The organism is Paenibacillus lignilyticus, from assembly GCF_017942085.1.
Classification (GTDB): Bacteria; Bacillota; Bacilli; order Paenibacillales; family Paenibacillaceae; genus Paenibacillus_Z; species Paenibacillus_Z lignilyticus.
In genome coordinates this window covers 15,669-33,423 of the sequence record NZ_JAGKSP010000036.1, presented here as the reverse complement: position 1 = coordinate 33,423, position 17,755 = coordinate 15,669, and the positions used below count along the sequence as shown (strand labels likewise).

The 17,755-nt window shown below is 52.7% G+C and carries 20 protein-coding genes; 10 read left to right on the top strand and 10 right to left on the bottom strand.

Annotation, left to right across the window (positions count from 1 at the left end):
- Positions 1-284 precede the first annotated feature (284 nt).
- Genes I8J30_RS31825 through I8J30_RS31815 form a run of 3 tightly spaced genes read right to left on the bottom strand, consistent with a single transcriptional unit; the run spans position 285 to position 3,128 of the window.
- Positions 285-1,130 (bottom strand): sugar phosphate isomerase/epimerase family protein, encoded by an 846-nt coding sequence (locus tag I8J30_RS31825; RefSeq protein WP_210664371.1) that lies wholly within the window; start codon positions 1,128-1,130, stop codon positions 285-287.
- 24 nt (positions 1,131-1,154) lie between these two features.
- Positions 1,155-2,036: a sugar phosphate isomerase/epimerase family protein gene (locus tag I8J30_RS31820; RefSeq protein WP_210664370.1), complete on the bottom strand. Its 882-nt coding sequence runs from the start codon at positions 2,034-2,036 to the stop codon at positions 1,155-1,157.
- 21 nt (positions 2,037-2,057) lie between these two features.
- The gene (locus tag I8J30_RS31815) at positions 2,058-3,128 is read right to left on the bottom strand and encodes a Gfo/Idh/MocA family protein (protein ID WP_210664369.1); all 1,071 of its coding nucleotides are present in this window, start codon (positions 3,126-3,128) and stop codon (positions 2,058-2,060) included.
- Positions 3,129-3,209: 81 nt separating this feature from the next.
- Here I8J30_RS31815 and I8J30_RS31810 point away from each other — a divergent pair, with 81 nt between their 5' ends.
- Positions 3,210-4,067: a helix-turn-helix domain-containing protein gene (locus I8J30_RS31810; RefSeq protein ID WP_210664368.1), complete on the top strand. Its 858-nt coding sequence runs from the start codon at positions 3,210-3,212 to the stop codon at positions 4,065-4,067.
- Between the two features lie 65 nt (positions 4,068-4,132).
- On the opposite strand, the gene I8J30_RS31805 is transcribed toward I8J30_RS31810, so the two are convergent.
- On the bottom strand, positions 4,133-4,720 hold the full coding sequence (locus I8J30_RS31805) for a guanylate kinase (protein WP_210664367.1): 588 nt from the start codon (positions 4,718-4,720) through the stop codon (positions 4,133-4,135).
- A 286-nt stretch (positions 4,721-5,006) separates the two neighbouring features.
- On the opposite strand from I8J30_RS31805, the gene I8J30_RS31800 reads away from it, so the two are divergent.
- The 4 genes from I8J30_RS31800 (at position 5,007) to I8J30_RS31785 (ending at position 8,540) form a co-directional block, all read left to right on the top strand.
- Positions 5,007-5,840: a hypothetical protein gene (locus I8J30_RS31800; RefSeq protein ID WP_210664366.1), complete on the top strand. Its 834-nt coding sequence runs from the start codon at positions 5,007-5,009 to the stop codon at positions 5,838-5,840.
- A gap of 101 nt (positions 5,841-5,941) precedes the next feature.
- On the top strand, positions 5,942-7,234 hold the full coding sequence (locus I8J30_RS31795; RefSeq protein ID WP_210664365.1) for a glycoside hydrolase family 18 protein: 1,293 nt from the start codon (positions 5,942-5,944) through the stop codon (positions 7,232-7,234).
- Positions 7,235-7,528: 294 nt separating this feature from the next.
- Positions 7,529-7,756 carry a PspC domain-containing protein gene (locus I8J30_RS31790; RefSeq protein WP_091224319.1) on the top strand — a complete coding sequence of 76 codons (228 nt, stop codon included), beginning with the start codon at positions 7,529-7,531 and terminating at the stop codon, positions 7,754-7,756.
- 73 nt (positions 7,757-7,829) lie between these two features.
- Positions 7,830-8,540: a PspA/IM30 family protein gene (locus tag I8J30_RS31785; protein ID WP_210664364.1), complete on the top strand. Its 711-nt coding sequence runs from the start codon at positions 7,830-7,832 to the stop codon at positions 8,538-8,540.
- A 411-nt stretch (positions 8,541-8,951) separates the two neighbouring features.
- On the opposite strand, the gene I8J30_RS31780 is transcribed toward I8J30_RS31785, so the two are convergent.
- The gene (locus I8J30_RS31780) at positions 8,952-9,635 is read right to left on the bottom strand and encodes an HAD family hydrolase (protein WP_210664363.1); all 684 of its coding nucleotides are present in this window, start codon (positions 9,633-9,635) and stop codon (positions 8,952-8,954) included.
- A gap of 126 nt (positions 9,636-9,761) precedes the next feature.
- Positions 9,762-10,256, bottom strand: coding sequence for a hypothetical protein (locus I8J30_RS31775; protein WP_210664362.1), 495 nt, complete (start codon positions 10,254-10,256; stop codon positions 9,762-9,764).
- 158 nt (positions 10,257-10,414) lie between these two features.
- Here I8J30_RS31775 and I8J30_RS31770 point away from each other — a divergent pair, with 158 nt between their 5' ends.
- From I8J30_RS31770 to I8J30_RS31750, 5 genes are all read left to right on the top strand, one after another.
- A complete protein-coding gene (locus tag I8J30_RS31770; RefSeq protein ID WP_210664361.1) occupies positions 10,415-10,603 on the top strand; it encodes a hypothetical protein in 189 nt (62 codons plus the stop codon).
- Between the two features lie 141 nt (positions 10,604-10,744).
- Entirely contained in the window at positions 10,745-11,677 is a 933-nt protein-coding gene (locus I8J30_RS31765; RefSeq protein ID WP_240548530.1) for a helix-turn-helix transcriptional regulator, read from the top strand.
- Complete coding sequence (locus I8J30_RS31760) at positions 11,674-12,675, top strand: hypothetical protein (protein ID WP_210664359.1); 1,002 nt, start codon at positions 11,674-11,676, stop codon at positions 12,673-12,675. The genes I8J30_RS31765 and I8J30_RS31760 overlap by 4 nt, the downstream gene beginning before the upstream one ends.
- Before the next feature lie 24 nt (positions 12,676-12,699).
- On the top strand, positions 12,700-13,713 hold the full coding sequence (locus tag I8J30_RS31755) for a hypothetical protein (RefSeq protein ID WP_210664358.1): 1,014 nt from the start codon (positions 12,700-12,702) through the stop codon (positions 13,711-13,713).
- A gap of 148 nt (positions 13,714-13,861) precedes the next feature.
- Complete coding sequence (locus I8J30_RS31750) at positions 13,862-14,083, top strand: hypothetical protein (protein ID WP_091224354.1); 222 nt, start codon at positions 13,862-13,864, stop codon at positions 14,081-14,083.
- A 126-nt stretch (positions 14,084-14,209) separates the two neighbouring features.
- Here the strand turns inward: I8J30_RS31750 and infC are convergent, their stop codons facing one another.
- The 4 genes from infC to I8J30_RS31730 are packed head-to-tail and all read right to left on the bottom strand — an operon-like array spanning position 14,210 to position 17,733.
- The gene (gene infC / locus I8J30_RS31745; protein WP_210664357.1) at positions 14,210-14,695 is read right to left on the bottom strand and encodes a translation initiation factor IF-3; all 486 of its coding nucleotides are present in this window, start codon (positions 14,693-14,695) and stop codon (positions 14,210-14,212) included.
- A gap of 23 nt (positions 14,696-14,718) precedes the next feature.
- Entirely contained in the window at positions 14,719-15,132 is a 414-nt protein-coding gene (locus I8J30_RS31740; RefSeq protein ID WP_210664356.1) for a GtrA family protein, read from the bottom strand.
- A complete protein-coding gene (locus I8J30_RS31735) occupies positions 15,129-16,118 on the bottom strand; it encodes a glycosyltransferase family 2 protein (RefSeq protein WP_210664355.1) in 990 nt (329 codons plus the stop codon). Before I8J30_RS31735 ends, I8J30_RS31740 begins: the two co-directional genes overlap by 4 nt.
- Entirely contained in the window at positions 16,105-17,733 is a 1,629-nt protein-coding gene (locus I8J30_RS31730; protein ID WP_210664354.1) for an ArnT family glycosyltransferase, read from the bottom strand. Before I8J30_RS31730 ends, I8J30_RS31735 begins: the two co-directional genes overlap by 14 nt.
- Positions 17,734-17,755: the final 22 nt, after the last annotated feature.

Below are 17,755 nucleotides of genomic sequence, written 5' to 3'. Positions count from 1 at the left end.
CCCCCCCCCCCCCCCCCCCCCCCCCCCCCCCCCCCCCCCCCCCCCCCCCCCTTTTTAAGGGGAGAAACGGGATCGCAGAATAGGTGAGAGAGAGGACTCAGAACAAGCGCTTTCCGAACCAGATAGGGATTGGGGTTGGGGTTGGGGGTTAGCCGGGTTGGCCGGGCTCACGGCTGCGAGCACCGCATAACTGTTACATACCGGAGCCCCCCATAAAGCCAAAACAAATAAAAGAGCCCCAAGCCACCATGCACTTTCACGCATGGTAACCCGGAGCTCCCCTATTACTTCACAGAAGCAGCTTCGACCGCTTCCGCCAGCTTCTCTACCGCTCTGGCTGTGCCGCTCTTCTGCTCTTCCAGACCTTCGTACTCGATGCTCATCCAGCCGTCGTAGCCAACGCCCGCCAGTTTGCCGACGATCGAGGCGACGCCAACGTCGCCTTCGGTCGGCACAGCGCCGATGAACGGCTGACCGCTAAGCGCGCGAAGCACGCCTTCTTTCTGATCTTCGCCAACGCGCAAGAAGTCTTTGGCATGCACATGACGGATCAGCGGATGCAGCGCTTCGAACGCTTGCGCCGGCACATCGTCGACGAGCAAGAAATTGCCCATGTCGAAGGTGCTGCGCAGCGCCGGCGAACCGACCAAGGTGATGATATCCTGCACCTGCTCCGATTTCCCTGCGAAGATGCCGTGGTTCTCCAAGCAGAGCACAACGCCTTTGCTCTCTGCATAAGCAGCCCCTTTAGCCAGCCCTTCCACGATCCAGCCTTTAGCTTGCTCGTAGCTGATGCCTTCCTTGCGATCGCCTGCAAACACGCGAACGACCTCTGCGCCGAACTCGACGGCCATATCCACAGCCAAGATGATATCCTGCAGCTGCACCTCACGCTCTTCAGCCGTCGTTTTCACAAAATCATTGCATGCTCCGAAGCATGCCAGCTTAATGCCCGTACGAGCCAATGCTTCGTGAACCGCAGGCACGTCGCTCTCCTTATTCCAGAACACGCTGAGCAGCTCTACACCTTGCGCGCCAACCGAAGCCGCGTAATCGATAAAGTCGGCATTTTGCCAAGAACCGTCGTACAAATATTTATGGCAGCTCCATACACTAATTGCGATTTTCATCCTATATATCCTCCATTCAGCACTCTAGCGGTACTGTTTAATAAACTCGACCGCTCTGCGAATATCCAGCTCCGGCTTCGCGCCGACCTCGCGTTCGATCGTCAAGTAGCCTGTATAACCAATGGACTGCAGGGCAGCAAAATAAGCGTTAAAATCAACAGCGCCTTCACCAAGCGGAAGCTCTTCAAAATCCAATCCTCCGGCAGCCATCTCCGCAATATGCTCATGCGTCATCTTCTGATAACCAAGGAATCCGTACACTTGGCGCGGATCGACAACACGCAGTCGTTTGCCATCCTTCACATGGGTATGCACGATATAATCCTTCAGCGTAATCACGCCTTGGACCGGATCATCGCCTGTCACCATGACCATATTCGCAGGGTCGAAGTTAACGGAAACGCCGTTCGTGCTAAGCGTGTCCAGGAAGCTCTTCAGATGAGCAGCCGGTTCCGGACCTGTCTCGATTGCAAAATAAGCATTCAAGCTCTTCGCATATTGGCCAAGCTCCTCGCAAGCCTGCTGCATCGCCGCATAGATCGCGCCGTTCTTGTCATCCGGCACGATACCGATATGAGTCGTCACGATGTTGGTGCCGAGCTCGACAGCCAGATCGAGAATACGCTTGGACTGCTCGACTTTCTGCGGATTGGCTGCAGCGTCTTGGAAGCCATGTCCGCCCAAATCGCCGCAAAGTGCGGAGATATCCAGCCCCAGTCCGTCGATAAGCGAGCGCATCTCGCGTCTTGCATTGGCATCCATATTCGCAGGATCCATCTCGCCGGAGACCGCATAGATTTGCACGCCTTCCGCGCCGACTTCTTTCGCCTTCAACAATCCATCGCGGACGCCAATACCGAAGCTGTCCACAATAACGCCTATTTTATTGGATAAATGAATCGTCATCGCTTCGATCAACCCTTCTGATTAAAAATGAATTTCGGTCCCTTTTGCCGCCGACTCATAGATCGCGCACAGCATGCGTGTCACTTCCACGCCATCTTGAACAGGGCTGAGCGTCTCTGTGCGGCCGAGGCAGCTGTTGATGAAATGTCCGATTTCGCGTCCGAACGCATCGTTAAAATCAAACGTAGAGTGATCGACCTGCGGCGTCATGTTCACGATCGTGTCGTGTTTCTCGCCCATAATAATAAGAGCCGGCTCCACTTCAGCTCCGCCTTGCTCGCCGAATAGCTTCACAGACAGCTCATCCTTCTGCGCATGCAGCGTGAAGCTGACATCGACCATCAAGGAAGCGCCGTTCTCGAAGCGGATAACGGCATTCGCCAGATCTTCCACATCGTTCTTCTCTGCATCATAATCCGCGGCTTTATAGAAGCCCAAATTCTTAATATGCGAACGGTTGCCGAGCTTGCGGTACGTATTGCCGCTGACCGACTTCACCTTCGGTTTGCCCATGAGGTACCAGCAAATATCGATAATATGAACGCCAAGATCGATCAGCGGGCCGCCGCCGGAGCGCTCAATATCGGAGAACCAGCCGCCCGGATTGCCGAGTCTGCGCAGGCATGTTGCTTTTGCATAATAGATTTCGCCAAGATCGCCTGCATCGATAAAACGTTTCAGAACCTCAATGCTCGAAGCATAGCGACGCACAAAACCGACCTGCAGCAATTTGCCCGTTGCTTCAACTGCGGCTTGCACACGTTCCGCTTCTTCGACTGTTTTGCAAAGCGGCTTCTCGCACAAAACATGCTTGCCCGCTTCCAGCGCAGCAATCGTAATTTCAGCATGGGTGTTATTCCAAGTACAGATACTTACGGCATCGATGCCGGGATCGGCAAGCAGCTCGCGATAATCGGTGTAAATCTTAGAAGCGCCATACTTGTCCGCCGCCGCTTGAGCGCGCTCTTCATTCTTATCGCAAATCGCTACAAGAACAGCATCCTTATTAGCCGCGTAAGCTCCCAGATGCGCACCCGAAATCGAACCCGCACCAATTACGCCTATATTGAGTTTCTTTTCAGCTGTTGTCATGATTTGATCAACCTTTCCCTTCTGTAATCGTTTTCGTTATAATGAGTTTACCTTGTTATGAAGGATGGGAGAATGCACACCATGCCAACCTACATGGACAATATGATCAGTCCGTTACCAATGCGCCTGTTCGACTGCATGGTTGATGTGAAGAAGCTGCGCGTGAAATCGCTGATGATTACGAATGCCGGCCATTTGCCCGGACGCACGTCCAGGCGGGAAAACGCCGAATTCGATCGTTGGTCATTCGTATATATCAGAGCAGGACGAGGTTACTACCAAACCGACGCTGAGGAACGTCAAATCGTCGAGGCCGGATCGCTCTTCTGCTTGTACCCCGGCGCGGTGTTTCAATACGGACCGGAGACGGACGGCTACTGGGACGAGTATTATTTTGCACTCGAAGGTGAGCGCATCGAAGAGTGGCTTGCGAACTGGTACGAGCACCCGGAGCTCGTGAAATTCGTCGGGACCGACGAGAGCTTCCTGAGCAAAATCGAGCTCATCTTCCAGCTCATGGACAGCGCCGTTCCCGCCAATCAAGATCGGGCCGCGCTCGCGCTGGAATCGCTGCTCTTCGACATGTCGCTGCGTTTCAATCAGACGCAGACAAGCAGTCGCGCCTTGTTCGTGCATAACCTGCTGGACGACTTGGCCGGCACGGTCTATCAGCCGCTCGACAGCACGGCACTCGCGGCAAGACATCATATCTCGATTCCGACGTTACGACGAATCGTGCATGACTATACGGGTTATCCGCTTGGCGAATTTGTTCACCGGCTCAAAGTAGCCGAGGCCAAGAAGCTGCTCCTCAACACCGACAAAACCGTCATGGAAATCGCGTCGCTTCTGGGCTACTCGGACATGTTCTACTTTTCTCGCCTGTTCAAGAAGCTGACGGATACGGCACCGACGACCTATCGTTCCCGAATGGGGTAACGAACGAATAAACGAAAACCCGCCCTTTCTCCGGAAGGGGCGGGTTTTCGTTAAGCATCCGATCATTAGTCGCGTTCTTCCAAATTGCGCTCCAGATAACTCTCCAGCGTATTGGAAATTTCAAACACGGTATGCGCGAGATCGTAATTCTCGAAAGCGTGCTCGCACCGCGGCTGGTAGCGGATAGCCGTTTCATATTGATCCAGATTGGATTTTATAATGTCGGGGTCTATTCCTTCTTGCGCTTGCCTCTCCTGAACGGTACGCCGATCTGCATAAATGAAAAGCCGCACTACCCGCTCTCCATACATATCCTTCAGCGCATGAGCACCTTCGTGATTCAGAATCAAATAGATGCTGCCGCCCTTCTTCAAACTGTACGCAATGTCTTTGCCCCGTAACCCGTAGCGATTCCCGTTGACGGTAACGCTTTCAATAAAATCGCCGTCGGCATCGAACTGATCATACAGCTCAGGGGTGATGAAGTGATAATCCTGACCGTTTACTTCACCCGGACGCGGTCTGCGTGTCGCATACGAGATTACTTTGGTAATACCGAGCGTTGTGCCAACACTGTCAGCTACTGTCTTGCGTCCGGAGCCGTCCGGTCCCGTAAATACGAAAATCAGCTCACGATCCTTCTGTTCACTCATCGTCACAGCCTCCTGAACTCTTGGATTGGTCTATCCGTTCGGGTGGAGCAGGGCGAAAACTTCAGGCTTGAAATCTGTTATTCCATTATAGCTTAAACCAGTAAAATCCAGCAATCGTCGACTTTACAAACCGGTTGACTTTTTCCGATGGATAGGATACATTTTACAAAATAAACAAAATAAGTTCTCTTACGTTGGAAGCACCCGTAAGCAAAGGCGATTTTGCCTTTCTTGCGGGTGTTTTTGCGTTTACAAGGGGAACCCGTCCAAGGAGGAGCTTATCGCTATGTTACATTCTATGATGAGAAAGCCGATTTCAGCCGTACTACTTGCTCTGCTCGCACTATTGCTCTCCATGCCAGCCAGCGTCTCCGCATCATCCGTGAAACTGACCGAATCTGCCCAGAGCAAGCTATCGAAGCAAATATCCGAAGCCGGGAGTTATGCCATGAAGCAGAATCTCACGGCTCAACTGCTGAGCTTAACGACTCTCCAGCAGAAGGAAGATTCGCTGGATACCGCGATTGCTTCCCTTCACTACTACAACGGCAATGCAATGACCGCTATCCGCGCGCGCATCAGCCAGATTGATGCCGCGAAGATCAGCAAGCTTACGCAGGACGTGGCACAGACCAAAGAACGCTATAAACCGCTGTTCGCTATGTACACCTCGTTAAATACTCAAATTAAAGATGCCAAATTCCTCAGGCTGAAGCAGTTGGCTGCCTTACTCCAGATTCAAGCGGATCTGCTCAAGCCCTCCACCCAGCTTGCCCGTACGGAAATTCGCATCAAAGAAGAGCTGCTTAAGTCCGCAAAGGCTTCCACAGCGGCTACCATCAAGCATTTGCGTGCCAAGCTCGCCGAAACGGACCCTTTGCGCAGCCAGATTACATCGGTACAAGCGGTCATTGCCGGCACGAAGAAGAATATCTCACCGGTCGTCAAAACCTTAAATGAGACGATAAAAGCAAATTCCCATGAAGGCACGCTCCAATCGCTGACCACGCTCGTATCCATTTCACGCACGATTGTGGAGCAGAAACAGCGAGTCAGCGTTTTCGAAACGCGTATTTCCGAAATCATCCGTGCAACCAACGCCGAAATTCCGACCAAATAACGGTTTCGGCCCTGACATGTGCGGCATTGGAACGGAATAGCATTGTAAGAGGTGAGTTCCGGCTTCTGCTTTCTTAAAGTTGAACTTGAGGAGGGTAAACAATGCAAATTCATGTCGTGCAGGCGGGACAGACGCTTTACCGACTGTCACAGGCGTATGGGATACCCGTTTCGGATATTACTTCCGCTAATGAGATTTCGCCAAACGATACATTGGTTATCGGACAGGCACTGGTCATTCCGATTGTCGGCCAATATTATTGGGTGCTTCCGGGGGATACACTAACGACAATCGCCGGCAAATTCGGCACCACGGCGGCCACGCTTGCTTCCATTAACGACATCGGGATCAACAGTACGCTGCAGGTCGGCCATCGCCTCTATATTCCGCCCATTCCGAGACGCAACGCCGTGATCAACGCCTATATTGATCCGCGAGGGACGACGGTCTCCCCCGCGTTGACGGAGGCAGCACGTAATGCGGCCCCGCATCTGACCTATCTGGCACCATCCAGCTTCCGCATCCAGCGCGACGCTACACTTGCCTTGCCTCCGCTCGGCGATCTCGAATCCATCGCGCGGCGTAACCGCACAGCGATGATGATGACGATCACCAATTTGGAAGGCGATCAGTTCAGCGCAGAGCTTGGCCAGCTCATACTGAACGATGCGGCACTGCAGAATAAGCTGATTGCCAACATTCTTGAAACAGCGAAGCGTCTGAATTATAAGGACATCCACTTCGACCTGGAGCATCTCCGTCCGGAAGACAAGGAAGCCTACAATCAGTTTCTGCGCAAAGCTGTCGTCCCGATCCACAAGGCCGGACTCACCATGTCCACGGCGCTCGCTCCCAAAACAAGCGCCTCCCAACAAGGCGCTTGGTATTCCGCCCATGATTATAAAGCTCACGGGGAAATCGCCGACTTCGTCATTATCATGACCTATGAGTGGGGCTACAGCGGCGGGCCGCCTATGCCCGTCTCTCCGATCGGTCCGGTTCGAACGGTGCTGGAGTACGCTCTCACGGAAATCCCGGCCAACAAAATCGTCATGGGGCAAAACTTGTACGGCTATGACTGGACACTGCCCTATGTGGCCGGCGGTGCCTATGCCCGGGCCCTCAGTCCGCAAGCGGCCATTGCCCTCGCGAGACAGTTTAACGCTCAAATCTTATACGACTATACCGCTCAAGCGCCGCACTTCTCTTATTGGGACGCGAATGGCAAGGAGCATAAGGTATGGTTTGAGGATGCCCGATCTATTCAAGCGAAATTCAATCTGCTTAAACAACTTAATCTGCGCGGCATCAGCTATTGGAAGCTCGGTCTCAGCTTCCCGCAGAACTGGTTGTTAATCGAAGATAACTTCAATGTCGTTAAACTGCTGCCTTAGCATCGCTGCGGTGGCGGCCTAGCGTTGATTATGAGCACTCTGATTGCAGCTTCGGCATCACGCCGAGCTGGATACGGAGTGCTTATTTGTCGTTCCCGGCCGCCTAAGGTCGGAGGCGCCCCCCGACTTAAGGCCAGCATCAAGAACAGCCGCCAGACCGTTTCGAGGAAGGCCGTCCTATTTTAAACTAAGGATATCAGTTAAACGTTATCCCCTTAAGCCAGCAAATCACTTCACAATAGACGGCAATCCATTATCCGCGACAACCCCACAAACCTAAAGGAGATGTTTCACATGAAGAAGCTTTACCGCTCCACTTTGAACCGCAAATTGACCGGTCTATCCGGCGGTATTGGCGATTGGCTCGGCGTTGACCCGACCATCATCCGACTTGTTCTGATCGTATCCGGCGTATTTAGCCTTGGTACTACGCTGCTTGTCTACATTATCGCCAGCCTGCTTGTACCGAAAGCGCCATTCGAGGTCTTGTCCCCGGACAGCCACTTTCGCTTCCACGTTTAATCAATAAACGAATTGCACACCGTCATTAAGCCAGTTAATCCTAACAAAAACCAAAACTAGGAGATGTTCAACAATGGGATTGTTAAACCGCATTTTCAACATTACACAAGCAGCTGCTAACGAATTGCTCGACAAGCTGGAAGACCCGGCAATGATGCTTAACCAATACGTACGCGGCATGCAAGAGGAGATCGCGACTGCACAGCAGGAGCTGTTCAAGCAAGAAGCGATGGTAAAAGGACTGCAACAGCAAGCTAACGAAGCAGCTGTCATGGCAGAACACAGCGAAGCGAAGGCACTGGATGCCATGAGAGCCGGCAATGAAGCAACGGCGCGCGAGGCATTGACCGCGAAGCTGCATTACACCGAGAAAGTGCAAGAATATACGCAGTGGATCGAGAAAGCGAAGCTTACGATCGCGGAACTGACACAGCGTCTAGAGAAAGCCCGCGCAGAGCTGCCGCTGCTGCTCAAGAAACGCGAAGAGCTGCTGGCACGCATTCAGCAAACAGCAGCGAAGTCCCGCTCCGGCATGCCGAGCTTCAGCGTCGGCCGATCCAGCCTCGAAGGCGGATCCGCATCCCGCGGCTTCCAGCGGATCGAAGAGAAAATCGCGCAATGGGAAGCCCATGTGGCCATGTCCCGCCAACCATACGGCGCAGGTTACGGCGATTCATACGGAGCGCCTATAACAACGGCTGGTACAGCCGCTGGCGCACCGGCTAAAGATGCATTGATCAATGAGCAAATGGAACAGCTGCGCAGAAAGCTGCCAACGGAATAAGCGGCACTATAAATAAAAAGAACCTGATTTCGGCGCAAGTCGTTATTAGGTTCTTTTCACGTCCATTCTCGTCTACCGGCCGGACTTAGACGAACCCCAATCATTGAAAGATGCAATCCCCCTGCCGGGGGCGGAGCTGCTGTGTTCTAACGGTTGTCTAAGCGCTTATTTGGTCTGATTTTGCTTTATATTTTCTCTAACGGTTGCCGGAGAGCTTATTTGACCTATTACGAGCGGACACCCTAGCTAAATCGCGAAATAGCCCCTCTGGCAACCGTTACAGTTGTGAAACGCCTACAAATGGGAAATTAGGCGCACTGGCAACCGTTAGACTTCGGGAAGTGGCTTTCTAGAGCAACCAAGCCAAAGAGCCTTCCCCGGATGGGAAGGCTCTCATGCAACCTTGCAACGCTATTCAGCTTCCACTGCTTGGAGCCGCGCAAGCAGCCCCGCCAATGTCTGATCCTCATAGCCCTCAATCTGAACGTCTGCCTGGGATAAGTCCATGTGCGAGGTGATCGGATTCGGCACCGCAATCGCCCGCAGCCCTGCAGCCTTAGCCGCCTTCAGTCCGTTCAGCGAATCCTCCACCGCAACCGCTTCAAACGGCTGTACGCCAAGCGCTTCGACAGCCAATCGGTACAGCGCAGGATCGGGCTTCACCAGTTCGACATCGTCTCTCGTATAAATCGCCTCGAAATAATCGGCGATGCCTTGCTCCTTCAGATGTCTGTCGATCCATCCCCGATCGGAGCTCGATGCAAGGCCGATACGCAGCCCAAGCTGCTTCGCTTCTTCCAGAAGCGCCAGAACACCGAAGCGGAGCTTCACTTCACGAAGCGCTTCGTCATGCAGAACTTCGAAACGCTCCTTAAGCGCAGCTTTATCGAGCGCCTTCCCCGTAAGCTCTTGCAGATCATTATACGGATCATAAGGTCCGCCTATCGTTCCTACGCAGAGCGCCCAGCTCTCCAGCTGCAGCACATGGCCATGCTCCTCGTAAATCCGGCAAAACGCATCATAAGCGCAGGATTCCGTATCCACCAGCGTACCATCGAAATCAAATACAATCGCACGTATCGTTGACGACGACATCGAATCTCCCCCATTTCCACTACCCTGATCGTAGTCGACTGACTTCCTCGATGTAAATAGCAAAAAGACACTTCACAAAAACAAAAAACCGCCAGCAACCAAGGCTGACGGTTCTCTTTGCGCCAATTATAACAGGAAGAAGCCTTCCTCCTGCAAATATTGTTCAGCTTCTTCATAGGTTTCGAGCACCATTTCGAGGTTCGGCCCGGCATATACGTACCACAGATCATCCTCATGCTTCAGCGTAAGCGACTGCTTCTCAGGTCCGAACCAAGTCGAGGCTTGCACCTCGCCGCGCGGGGCAGCAGCAGCCTTGGCACGCTTCGAAGTCGGCTCCGGCGCACGGTAGGATAAGGATCGAATCGACTCCTCTACCAATTGACGGAACGCATCGGCATCATAGCCGCGGATGTTCACAAACCCCTTCTCATCCGTATCATAGCCACGCAAATGTCCGGCATACACGAACCCATTCCCGTTCGGGTGCAGGTGGAACGCCACATTTTTCTTATCGTACAAACTTTCGTCATACTGATAATTCACACGGCCAAGTGACACGTCCTTCCGCTTGAGCTCAGGAAAGGACTCCAAAATCGAAAGCTTCTGGTCAAAACTGAGCATAATCGCCTCCGGGAAACGGTAATATTTGCTGTGATTATACCACAGCAGCTGATCAAGGCAAAACTTGCACCCAAACCTGATACGACATTTTATGTCGCACCAGCTATTTTATACTTAATCCTGTATTCACTTCAGCTTTCGAAAGAGGGTCATTACCAGTGGCAAAAACAAAACGCGGGCGTGCGCTGTGGAGCCTACCGTCTCGCGGCCGCGGCACTTGTCCGGTCTGCAGCAGAACACGCATCAAACTGCTTTATCCTCGGGCTAAATCGGACGGATCTACCGTAAAAGTATGCAAGCGTTGCATCCATTCGCCGCAAGAATCCGTGGACCGCATTACCGGCTAGCGGGCTGCCCGTTCTCCGATCAGGGGGACGGGCGCCTATTCGAGACGCAAACAAGTGCTTGTCAGTCGAAGGCTCCGGATGATGTAATACATACAGATGGAGCATGCACGTTGGATTAAAGGAGGGTACGACTTGAGCAACATGCACCGAATCAGGTGGTTCGATAGTCAGATCAGAGATGGCAAGTACCCGAGCAGCACGCAGCTGGCTCAGCAATTCGAAATCTCGAAGCGCCAGGCGCAGCGCGATATCGAGTATTTGACCTACTCGCTCTCAGCCCCCTTGCTTTATGTAGCTAAATACCGCGGATATTGCTACGAGAATAAAACATACGCGCTTCCCTTGCTCTATATGACCGACGAGGAGAAGAAGGTGTTAAAATATTTAGCCTACCGTTACCGCCAGTACAATTACGACAATGCGGCATCGGTTAATCGCGTCGCTCATTTGCTTGAACGCTTCTCGGAGGAGGAGACCGATGAGCCGGGACAGCGGCTGCCGATCTTCGAAACCAATCCGCAGCTTATTCACTGTTTTGAGCGGCTATCTTATGCGATCGGGCAGCATTTGGTCGTCCGGGTCACCTATAGGGATGAATCGGGTCTGCAGCAGTTGTCCATACGCCCGCTCAAGCTGATGAGTCAATACAATAGCGATTATGTAATTGCTTATTGCGAAGAAGCTGACAAGCAGCGCTTATTGCGGCTTGATGGCATCAGCAGTTTGGATGTGACGTCTGCAAGGTTCGAGCCCATGGATGCGGAGTTGCTGGAATGGGGAGCAGGCGGATCTTCAGCGGCCGGATCGCCGCAGCGCAAGCCTTACACAGCCCAAGTGAAGCTGGCCCAGCCCCTTGCCTCGCCCGATTCATGGCACGGGTACCGCATACGCTCCTCCACGCCTGAACAGGCCCTATATACCGTCGAATTTCATGAAATCGAATCGTTCCTGCACCATTTGATGGTGTCCGCATGGGAAACGCTGCTCGCACCGCGATGGCTTCGAGAACAGCTTGATGCCCTTTGCAGGCGTACACTGGAACGGTTAGAAGAAGGAGGCACAGCGAAACCATGACACGCGTATTGCTGGAGAGCATCATCGTGAAGCGGCAATCCAAATCGTACATCGACAGCCTGTATGCGATATTATCGGCGGCGGGGTTGTTTGAAGGCCCTAAATATAAGCTTGCCGGCCTCACCGGCATGGCCTTTAAATTCACGGTCCATGAGCGGCTGCTGCCATTATCGGTATCCGCTTATGGGCAATGGGGCGACGAGCATTCCCCGGCTATTCGCAATCTCGGCCTCTATACGGTTTGGGATGCGGGCCGCACCCGGCATCCCACCTTCTCTTATTACCAGCAGGATGCTGTCAAATGGGTCAAACAATCGCTTGATGATGGGCTCGGGGTCATCTACTGGATTCCGGAGTTTGGCGTCATCTGCGGCTACGACGATGAGGATGCCGTATTCTACGTCCAAGACGGACACGCCTCCGACTATAAAATCGTGCTGTACGATAATCTCGGCTTAAACTTCACCGGCTTCTGGTACTGTCAGATTTTCGGTGAGCGGCTTGAGCCTTCGCTTCCGGATATGGTGCTGGAGTCGCTTAGGCTCGCCATTCACGACTGGGATACCCCATTCAAAACACTGCCGAATACCGATATCGCTTCCGGGAAGCTCGCTTACGCCTTCCTGCGGAATGGACTGCAAAGCGGAGATTATGACGAAGGCGGCGCCGTATACATCATGGATGACTATATGTACACGCGAGAAGAAATCGCCTCTTATCTGCGTGATGTCTCGGGGACGTTTAGCGGGCTGGAGGGAGCCGCTGCCGCTTACGAGGAACTGCTTCAGCTGGTTCCCGGCATGAAATCCTGCATCATGGAGGATGGCGTCAAGGGCAGGCAAATTGATCCTATGTGGCGTGATGAATTATGTGCTTTGCTGCACCGGGCTGAGGAACTGGAGGAGCGAGCCATTACGGTATTCCGCGCGATCTCGGAGCGCTATCCCGATTTGAGCCGATCAACGATTCGCAGGTGGGGCGTTGCCACGCCGCGTTAATTTAAGGAGGAGGTGTCGCCGCTCATGACGCCGACAAGACTTGCCCGTTTACAGCTTACGCGGCAATCGCATTCCTATATCGATGCGATGCACGCCGTACTCGTCCATCAAGGTTTCTTCGCCCAATCCAAATCGATGCTGGCAGGCATGACCTCGATGGGATTTCGGTTTATTGTCCATCGCAGGCTCGCCGCTCCTTCCACTACTGCTTACAACTGGCTGGCGGAGCATTTTCTCGCTGCCGATTTCATTGGCATGACCAGCTCCCAGCACGCGGGCTTCAACTTTGATCATGCTTTCCCTTTATATCAGAAGCATGCCCTACGGGTTATTAAAGAGACGATCGACCGCGGCACAGGTGCGATTTTCTGGAAGGATGCCTTCGTCATCGCCGCCGGGTACGATGATGGCGCACAGGTTCTGCTGTATACGGATGGCTCGGACTCGGAAGAGAATAGAGGGCTAAGTCGACTGCCCTATGCGGATTTCGGTAGCAGCGCCCATTCCCCTTACTGGTACTATCAACTCATCGAAAATCACATCGCGCTTGATCCGCATGAGGTGTACCGGGAGTCGCTCATGCAAGCGATCCACTACTGGGAATCGCATGATGTCCTGCTTCCTGCAAGCGAATATGCCTGCGGCGAGCAGGCATACAACGCTCTGATCGAGGTGCTGGAGCATGGCGAATACGATCCGGCGGAAGCGATGGCGGTCATTCGCACCTATGCCGCAGCCAAGCAGGATATTGCCGCGTATACGGATGCGCTCGGGTTCATCTGGCCCGGCTGTCAGCCGATCGCGGCTTGTTATGGCAGAGTAAGCGAGATTTTCGAGCAGCTGTTAGAGGAATTGGCATGCGAACGCGGCGGTGATGCTGTTGATGTTAGCGATGCTTCAATGTCCGTCAACAGTGCCGCCCGCTTAGTCTCTCTGTTTCGGGAAGCGCGGGACCGCGAGCAAGAAGCGATTACGCTGATCAAGCAGTTCATGCGGGAGACGGTCCATAACCGATTCCATGACATTGCCCTTCGTTGATCGGATACCTGCCGAAACGGCCGAATTGCCTATGTTCAGCCGAAAGCTGGAACTTGTTTCTTATTTTGGTTGTAATGCGGAATGGCCGGGCACAATAGGAGTGAATTGTGACAGACACGTATCCTCCAAGCAAAGGTGGGCCAAAGCCATGCGTAACCGAGATCAGTACCAAGACAATGAAGTATATAACCGAACCTCTAACACGGCGGCAGGCATCAATACGCCGCTAGACCATCAGGACACCAGTCCTCTGGACATGATCAGCCATGCCATTGAAGAAATCGTCGACAACGTCCAGCATGCCTTCGACGGCGCGGACAATGACGATGACCAGCGCTACTCCAACCATTCAGACGGACATTCGTTCTAGCTTAAGATTAATCGGCCCAAGTTAGGTGCTTCGCTCCTGGCATGGGCCTTTTTCTCGTTCGGTTGAACACCCGCTTGCAATAAACAAAGAGAGGCATCCGCGTCAGACCGGATGCCTCTCTGTTAATTACAGCGGCAGCACGCGTACCGCCGCTTGTTTGCCGCTCAGCTGAATGCCGGTTTCCTTCTTCCCGCTTCCGGAAAGGTCCTTTAGCAGTTCCTCAAGCAGCTCCTTCGCCTTAGGCCCTTCCTTCCCTTGGATGCGAACGACAAGATCAACCGCATTGCCGGAAGCGAGCAGCTTCTCGCACTGGCGCAGCTTCGTGTCGTAATCATGCTCTTCGATGTGCGGCGTCAGCCGAATTTCCTTCGCTTTAAGCGGCTGATCCTTCTTCCGCTCCTCGCGTTTCGCCGCAGCCGCGGATTCCTTGGCTGCGCCGCGGCTAATCAGCTTGCAAGGCGGAGGGCTGCTCATCAGAGACGTGCAGACCAGATCAACCTTATGCTCTCTTGCAAGCGCCAGCGCTTCCTCACGGGAGACTATGCCCAGCGACTCGCCATTTAACCCCGTTAACAGCACCTCGGAGGCTTTAATTTGCTCATTCACGATCATGCCAATAACCGCTCCATTCTGTTCTACTGGGTTCTCTTCAACGATACGGTTGTCGTGTCGTCGCTGCGGAACGTCCAATAATAATTCAAGACAAAGTTAAACAGAGGAATGACGACCGTGACCAGCAGCTGGCCGACGGTATAGCGCAAGTGCAGTCCCTCAACCGCGACAAACATGATGCCGGTATTTAACATCAACCCGCTTACGGACACGACCGTATACTTGATGATCGAGCGCAATCCGGAAGTTCCGACAGAGGAGAACGTCCACTTCCGATTCAAATAATAAGATACGGCTAATACCACAATAAAGCCGATTGCCGATGCCAGCGCCGGATGGAATTGAAAGCGCTCGACCAATGCAATAAGCAGCATAAAGTGTAGAGCCGTTCCAATAATGCCAACAACGCCGTACTTGATCATAATCTTAAGTTTCATGTTTCCTCAATGCTCGCGGCCGCTTCCGCACGATAATCCAACATCTCCTTCGAGGCTGCTCCATAGGCCGCTTCACGGATGAAATAACGCGGTCTGCCCTTGACTTCCATATAGATCGACGCCATATACTCTCCCATTATACCAAGCGAGATTAAGATGAGACTACCCGTAAAAAGAAGGAGCAGAATAACGGTCGTAAACCCGCTTACGGCCGTTCCCATGAAATATCGGACCAACGTTTGAATGCCCAATAGGACGGAACCGATCAAGAAGATCACACCGAATAAGTTCACGATGCGTAACGGGATGGATGAGAAAGCAACGATTGCTTGTACCGCGAGTTTAATGAGGCTAAATAGGCTCCACTGGCTGTTGCCCCCGACCCGCTCCGGCACCTCGAAGGGAATTTGCGCGCGTTCAAACCCGACCCACGCCGTCATCCCTCGGAAGAACGTATTTCGCTCAGGCATAAGCTTCCACGCATCTACGATCCTGCGATCGAGCAGTTTGAAATCGGAGGCGCCGCGCAAGTCCATGCCGGATAATCGATTCAATAAGCGGTAAAAGAGCGATGCGCCGAGCGCCTTGTCGAATCGTTCTTTGCCGCGATTGACTTTGACGCACTCGACGATTTGTTTCCCTTCGTTCCTCCATAATTGAATCATCTGAGACAGCAGGCTCGGAGGGTGCTGCATATCCGAGTCCATGATAATGACGGCTCTTCCTCTCGCTTGATCCAAGCCGGCGCATAGCGCGTATTCTTTGCCAAAGTTGCGGCTAAGCCGGTAGGAATACAGCTCGGGCAATTGCTGACCGAGAGATGACAGCTTGCTCCACGTCTCGTCCCGGGAGCCGTCATCAATCACGATGATTTCGAAAGAGGATGTCGTCTTCCGCAATTGCTCAACGACGGTTCGAAGCGAACCGGCAATATGAACCTCTTCGTTATAGACGGGGATCACGACCGAGATTTCAATGTCCTTCAATTGTTTGTTCCCCCTTTACCACCTTATATAATCGCCATTCATAACGATGCATCGGATCCTCGAAGCTTTTATAGAACGTGGCAAACTCGCTGCCATGCTCAAATAAGTTCGGATAGGTTTTGTTAATCGTACTGTATACGGGCAGCCGGGGAATCAATATATAATCGACACCATTTCCCTTCGGATCCGAAACGGCATCTCTAAAATCGTAATCGCTCGTAATCATGAACCGTTTCGGATATTTGCTGTTCACGATGATCATGAACGATGCGGCGCTATCGGTCAGGATCGTATCCTTTTGCAAGTTCTCATCCAGCCATTTGGCCACCGAACGATCCAATTCAATGCTCTTGATATGCCTGCCCTGCTTGTACGTAAGGAATGTATTCTCATCCGGCGCAATGAGCGGATTCGTCAACGCATAGGTGAGCAAACCAACGGTCACGACAAGGCTGGTCAGCACCACCGCACTATTCCGGATGTTTATCTTCACTTTGCTTAATTCGTAAGGCAACCAGGCTACCGTTATCGGATACACGTACATGAAGTAACGGAACCACGCAAACGAAGAAGAGTTCAAAAGCAATAGAAACTGCAGCGCGGGAATCGAGCAGAAGACGAGAAGAAGCACGACAATGTCCCACTTGAAGAGTCGCTTGTTCATCATTCTAAGTAAGATTACACCGATAAGCGGGGCAGAGAACCATGCTGTTTTCTTCATGCAGAGCAATAATGCAAGCATCGGACTATTGAATATTCTCTCAAAGTTCGCATCGTCCTTTAAGGATTCGGACTGCGCGACATTCGAATACTCCGAGTTCAAGAAATAGAACGGGTTGTGCATGATCGTATAGTTAAAGAAAATCCAAATGAGACCCGAGAATACGGCAGGAAGCAGCAGGAGAATCCAAGTCGCTTCGATATGATGGTACTTCTGCTTATATCGGAGTTTCCTCGATTCCTCCGGGTGCGCATGACCGAATATAAACCAGATGACTACGAATACCGCGCACGCCATGGCAAATCCGACCGGCACCGCTTCATATCGCGTCCAGAAAGCGAGCGCTAAAGCAAAGCCCGCTTTCACCAGACCGGTCGAGTCCCTCCGCTCCATCCAATCCGTAAACTGAATCATGGCATACAGCAGGAAATATAAATAAGGCGAGTCGCTTAAGCCATTCACGCCGAATAAGAAGATAAACGGGTTCAAGGAATACAAGATCACGATGCTAAGCGTTAACCACTTTGGCAAACCGTACCGGATTCCCGTCTTGTATAGCAGCATGGCAGCCAATCCGGAGAAGATGCTGCTGACGACGACCGCAGCAAGCGCGTGGGACGCTAAAGCCGGAAACAAGGGATAGAGCAGCAGAACGACCAGATCCAATAAGCTTGGCAGCGGAGTCCAGACGAAACCGATCGCACCAAGATGGGGATTCCGACTATAAAGAACATAGAAGGCATTCGCGACCCGGCTGACGGAATCGGAATGCATGTATCCCTGCGTGTAGCTGATATAGAAGCCTACCGCGAACGCGGCCAGGCTTATGAAGGAGAACAAGCTCCAACCGAGCAGCTTGTCCGCCCTACTCTGTTGAGGAGTATGACTGATCATTATACTTCGCGAGCCTCCATCT

Bases quoted from the DNA above. Each gene is read 5' to 3' on its own strand.
- I8J30_RS31760 (WP_210664359.1), top strand. From the start codon at position 11,674: ATGACACGCGTATTGCTGGAGAGCATCATCGTGAAGCGGCAATCCAAA.
- I8J30_RS31740 (WP_210664356.1), bottom strand. From the start codon at position 15,132: ATGAAACTTAAGATTATGATCAAGTACGGCGTTGTTGGCATTATTGGA.
- I8J30_RS31790 (WP_091224319.1), top strand. From the start codon at position 7,529: ATGAAGAAGCTTTACCGCTCCACTTTGAACCGCAAATTGACCGGTCTA.
- I8J30_RS31795 (WP_210664365.1), top strand. From the start codon at position 5,942: ATGCAAATTCATGTCGTGCAGGCGGGACAGACGCTTTACCGACTGTCA.
- I8J30_RS31825 (WP_210664371.1), bottom strand. From the start codon at position 1,130: ATGAAAATCGCAATTAGTGTATGGAGCTGCCATAAATATTTGTACGAC.
- I8J30_RS31755 (WP_210664358.1), top strand. From the start codon at position 12,700: ATGACGCCGACAAGACTTGCCCGTTTACAGCTTACGCGGCAATCGCAT.
- infC (WP_210664357.1), bottom strand. From the start codon at position 14,695: ATGATCGTGAATGAGCAAATTAAAGCCTCCGAGGTGCTGTTAACGGGG.
- I8J30_RS31810 (WP_210664368.1), top strand. From the start codon at position 3,210: ATGCCAACCTACATGGACAATATGATCAGTCCGTTACCAATGCGCCTG.
- I8J30_RS31805 (WP_210664367.1), bottom strand. From the start codon at position 4,720: ATGAGTGAACAGAAGGATCGTGAGCTGATTTTCGTATTTACGGGACCG.
- I8J30_RS31820 (WP_210664370.1), bottom strand. From the start codon at position 2,036: ATGACGATTCATTTATCCAATAAAATAGGCGTTATTGTGGACAGCTTC.
- I8J30_RS31775 (WP_210664362.1), bottom strand. From the start codon at position 10,256: ATGCTCAGTTTTGACCAGAAGCTTTCGATTTTGGAGTCCTTTCCTGAG.
- I8J30_RS31730 (WP_210664354.1), bottom strand. From the start codon at position 17,733: ATGATCAGTCATACTCCTCAACAGAGTAGGGCGGACAAGCTGCTCGGT.
- I8J30_RS31780 (WP_210664363.1), bottom strand. From the start codon at position 9,635: ATGTCGTCGTCAACGATACGTGCGATTGTATTTGATTTCGATGGTACG.
- I8J30_RS31815 (WP_210664369.1), bottom strand. From the start codon at position 3,128: ATGACAACAGCTGAAAAGAAACTCAATATAGGCGTAATTGGTGCGGGT.
- I8J30_RS31800 (WP_210664366.1), top strand. From the start codon at position 5,007: ATGTTACATTCTATGATGAGAAAGCCGATTTCAGCCGTACTACTTGCT.
- I8J30_RS31765 (WP_240548530.1), top strand. From the start codon at position 10,745: ATGCACCGAATCAGGTGGTTCGATAGTCAGATCAGAGATGGCAAGTAC.
- I8J30_RS31785 (WP_210664364.1), top strand. From the start codon at position 7,830: ATGGGATTGTTAAACCGCATTTTCAACATTACACAAGCAGCTGCTAAC.
- I8J30_RS31750 (WP_091224354.1), top strand. From the start codon at position 13,862: ATGCGTAACCGAGATCAGTACCAAGACAATGAAGTATATAACCGAACC.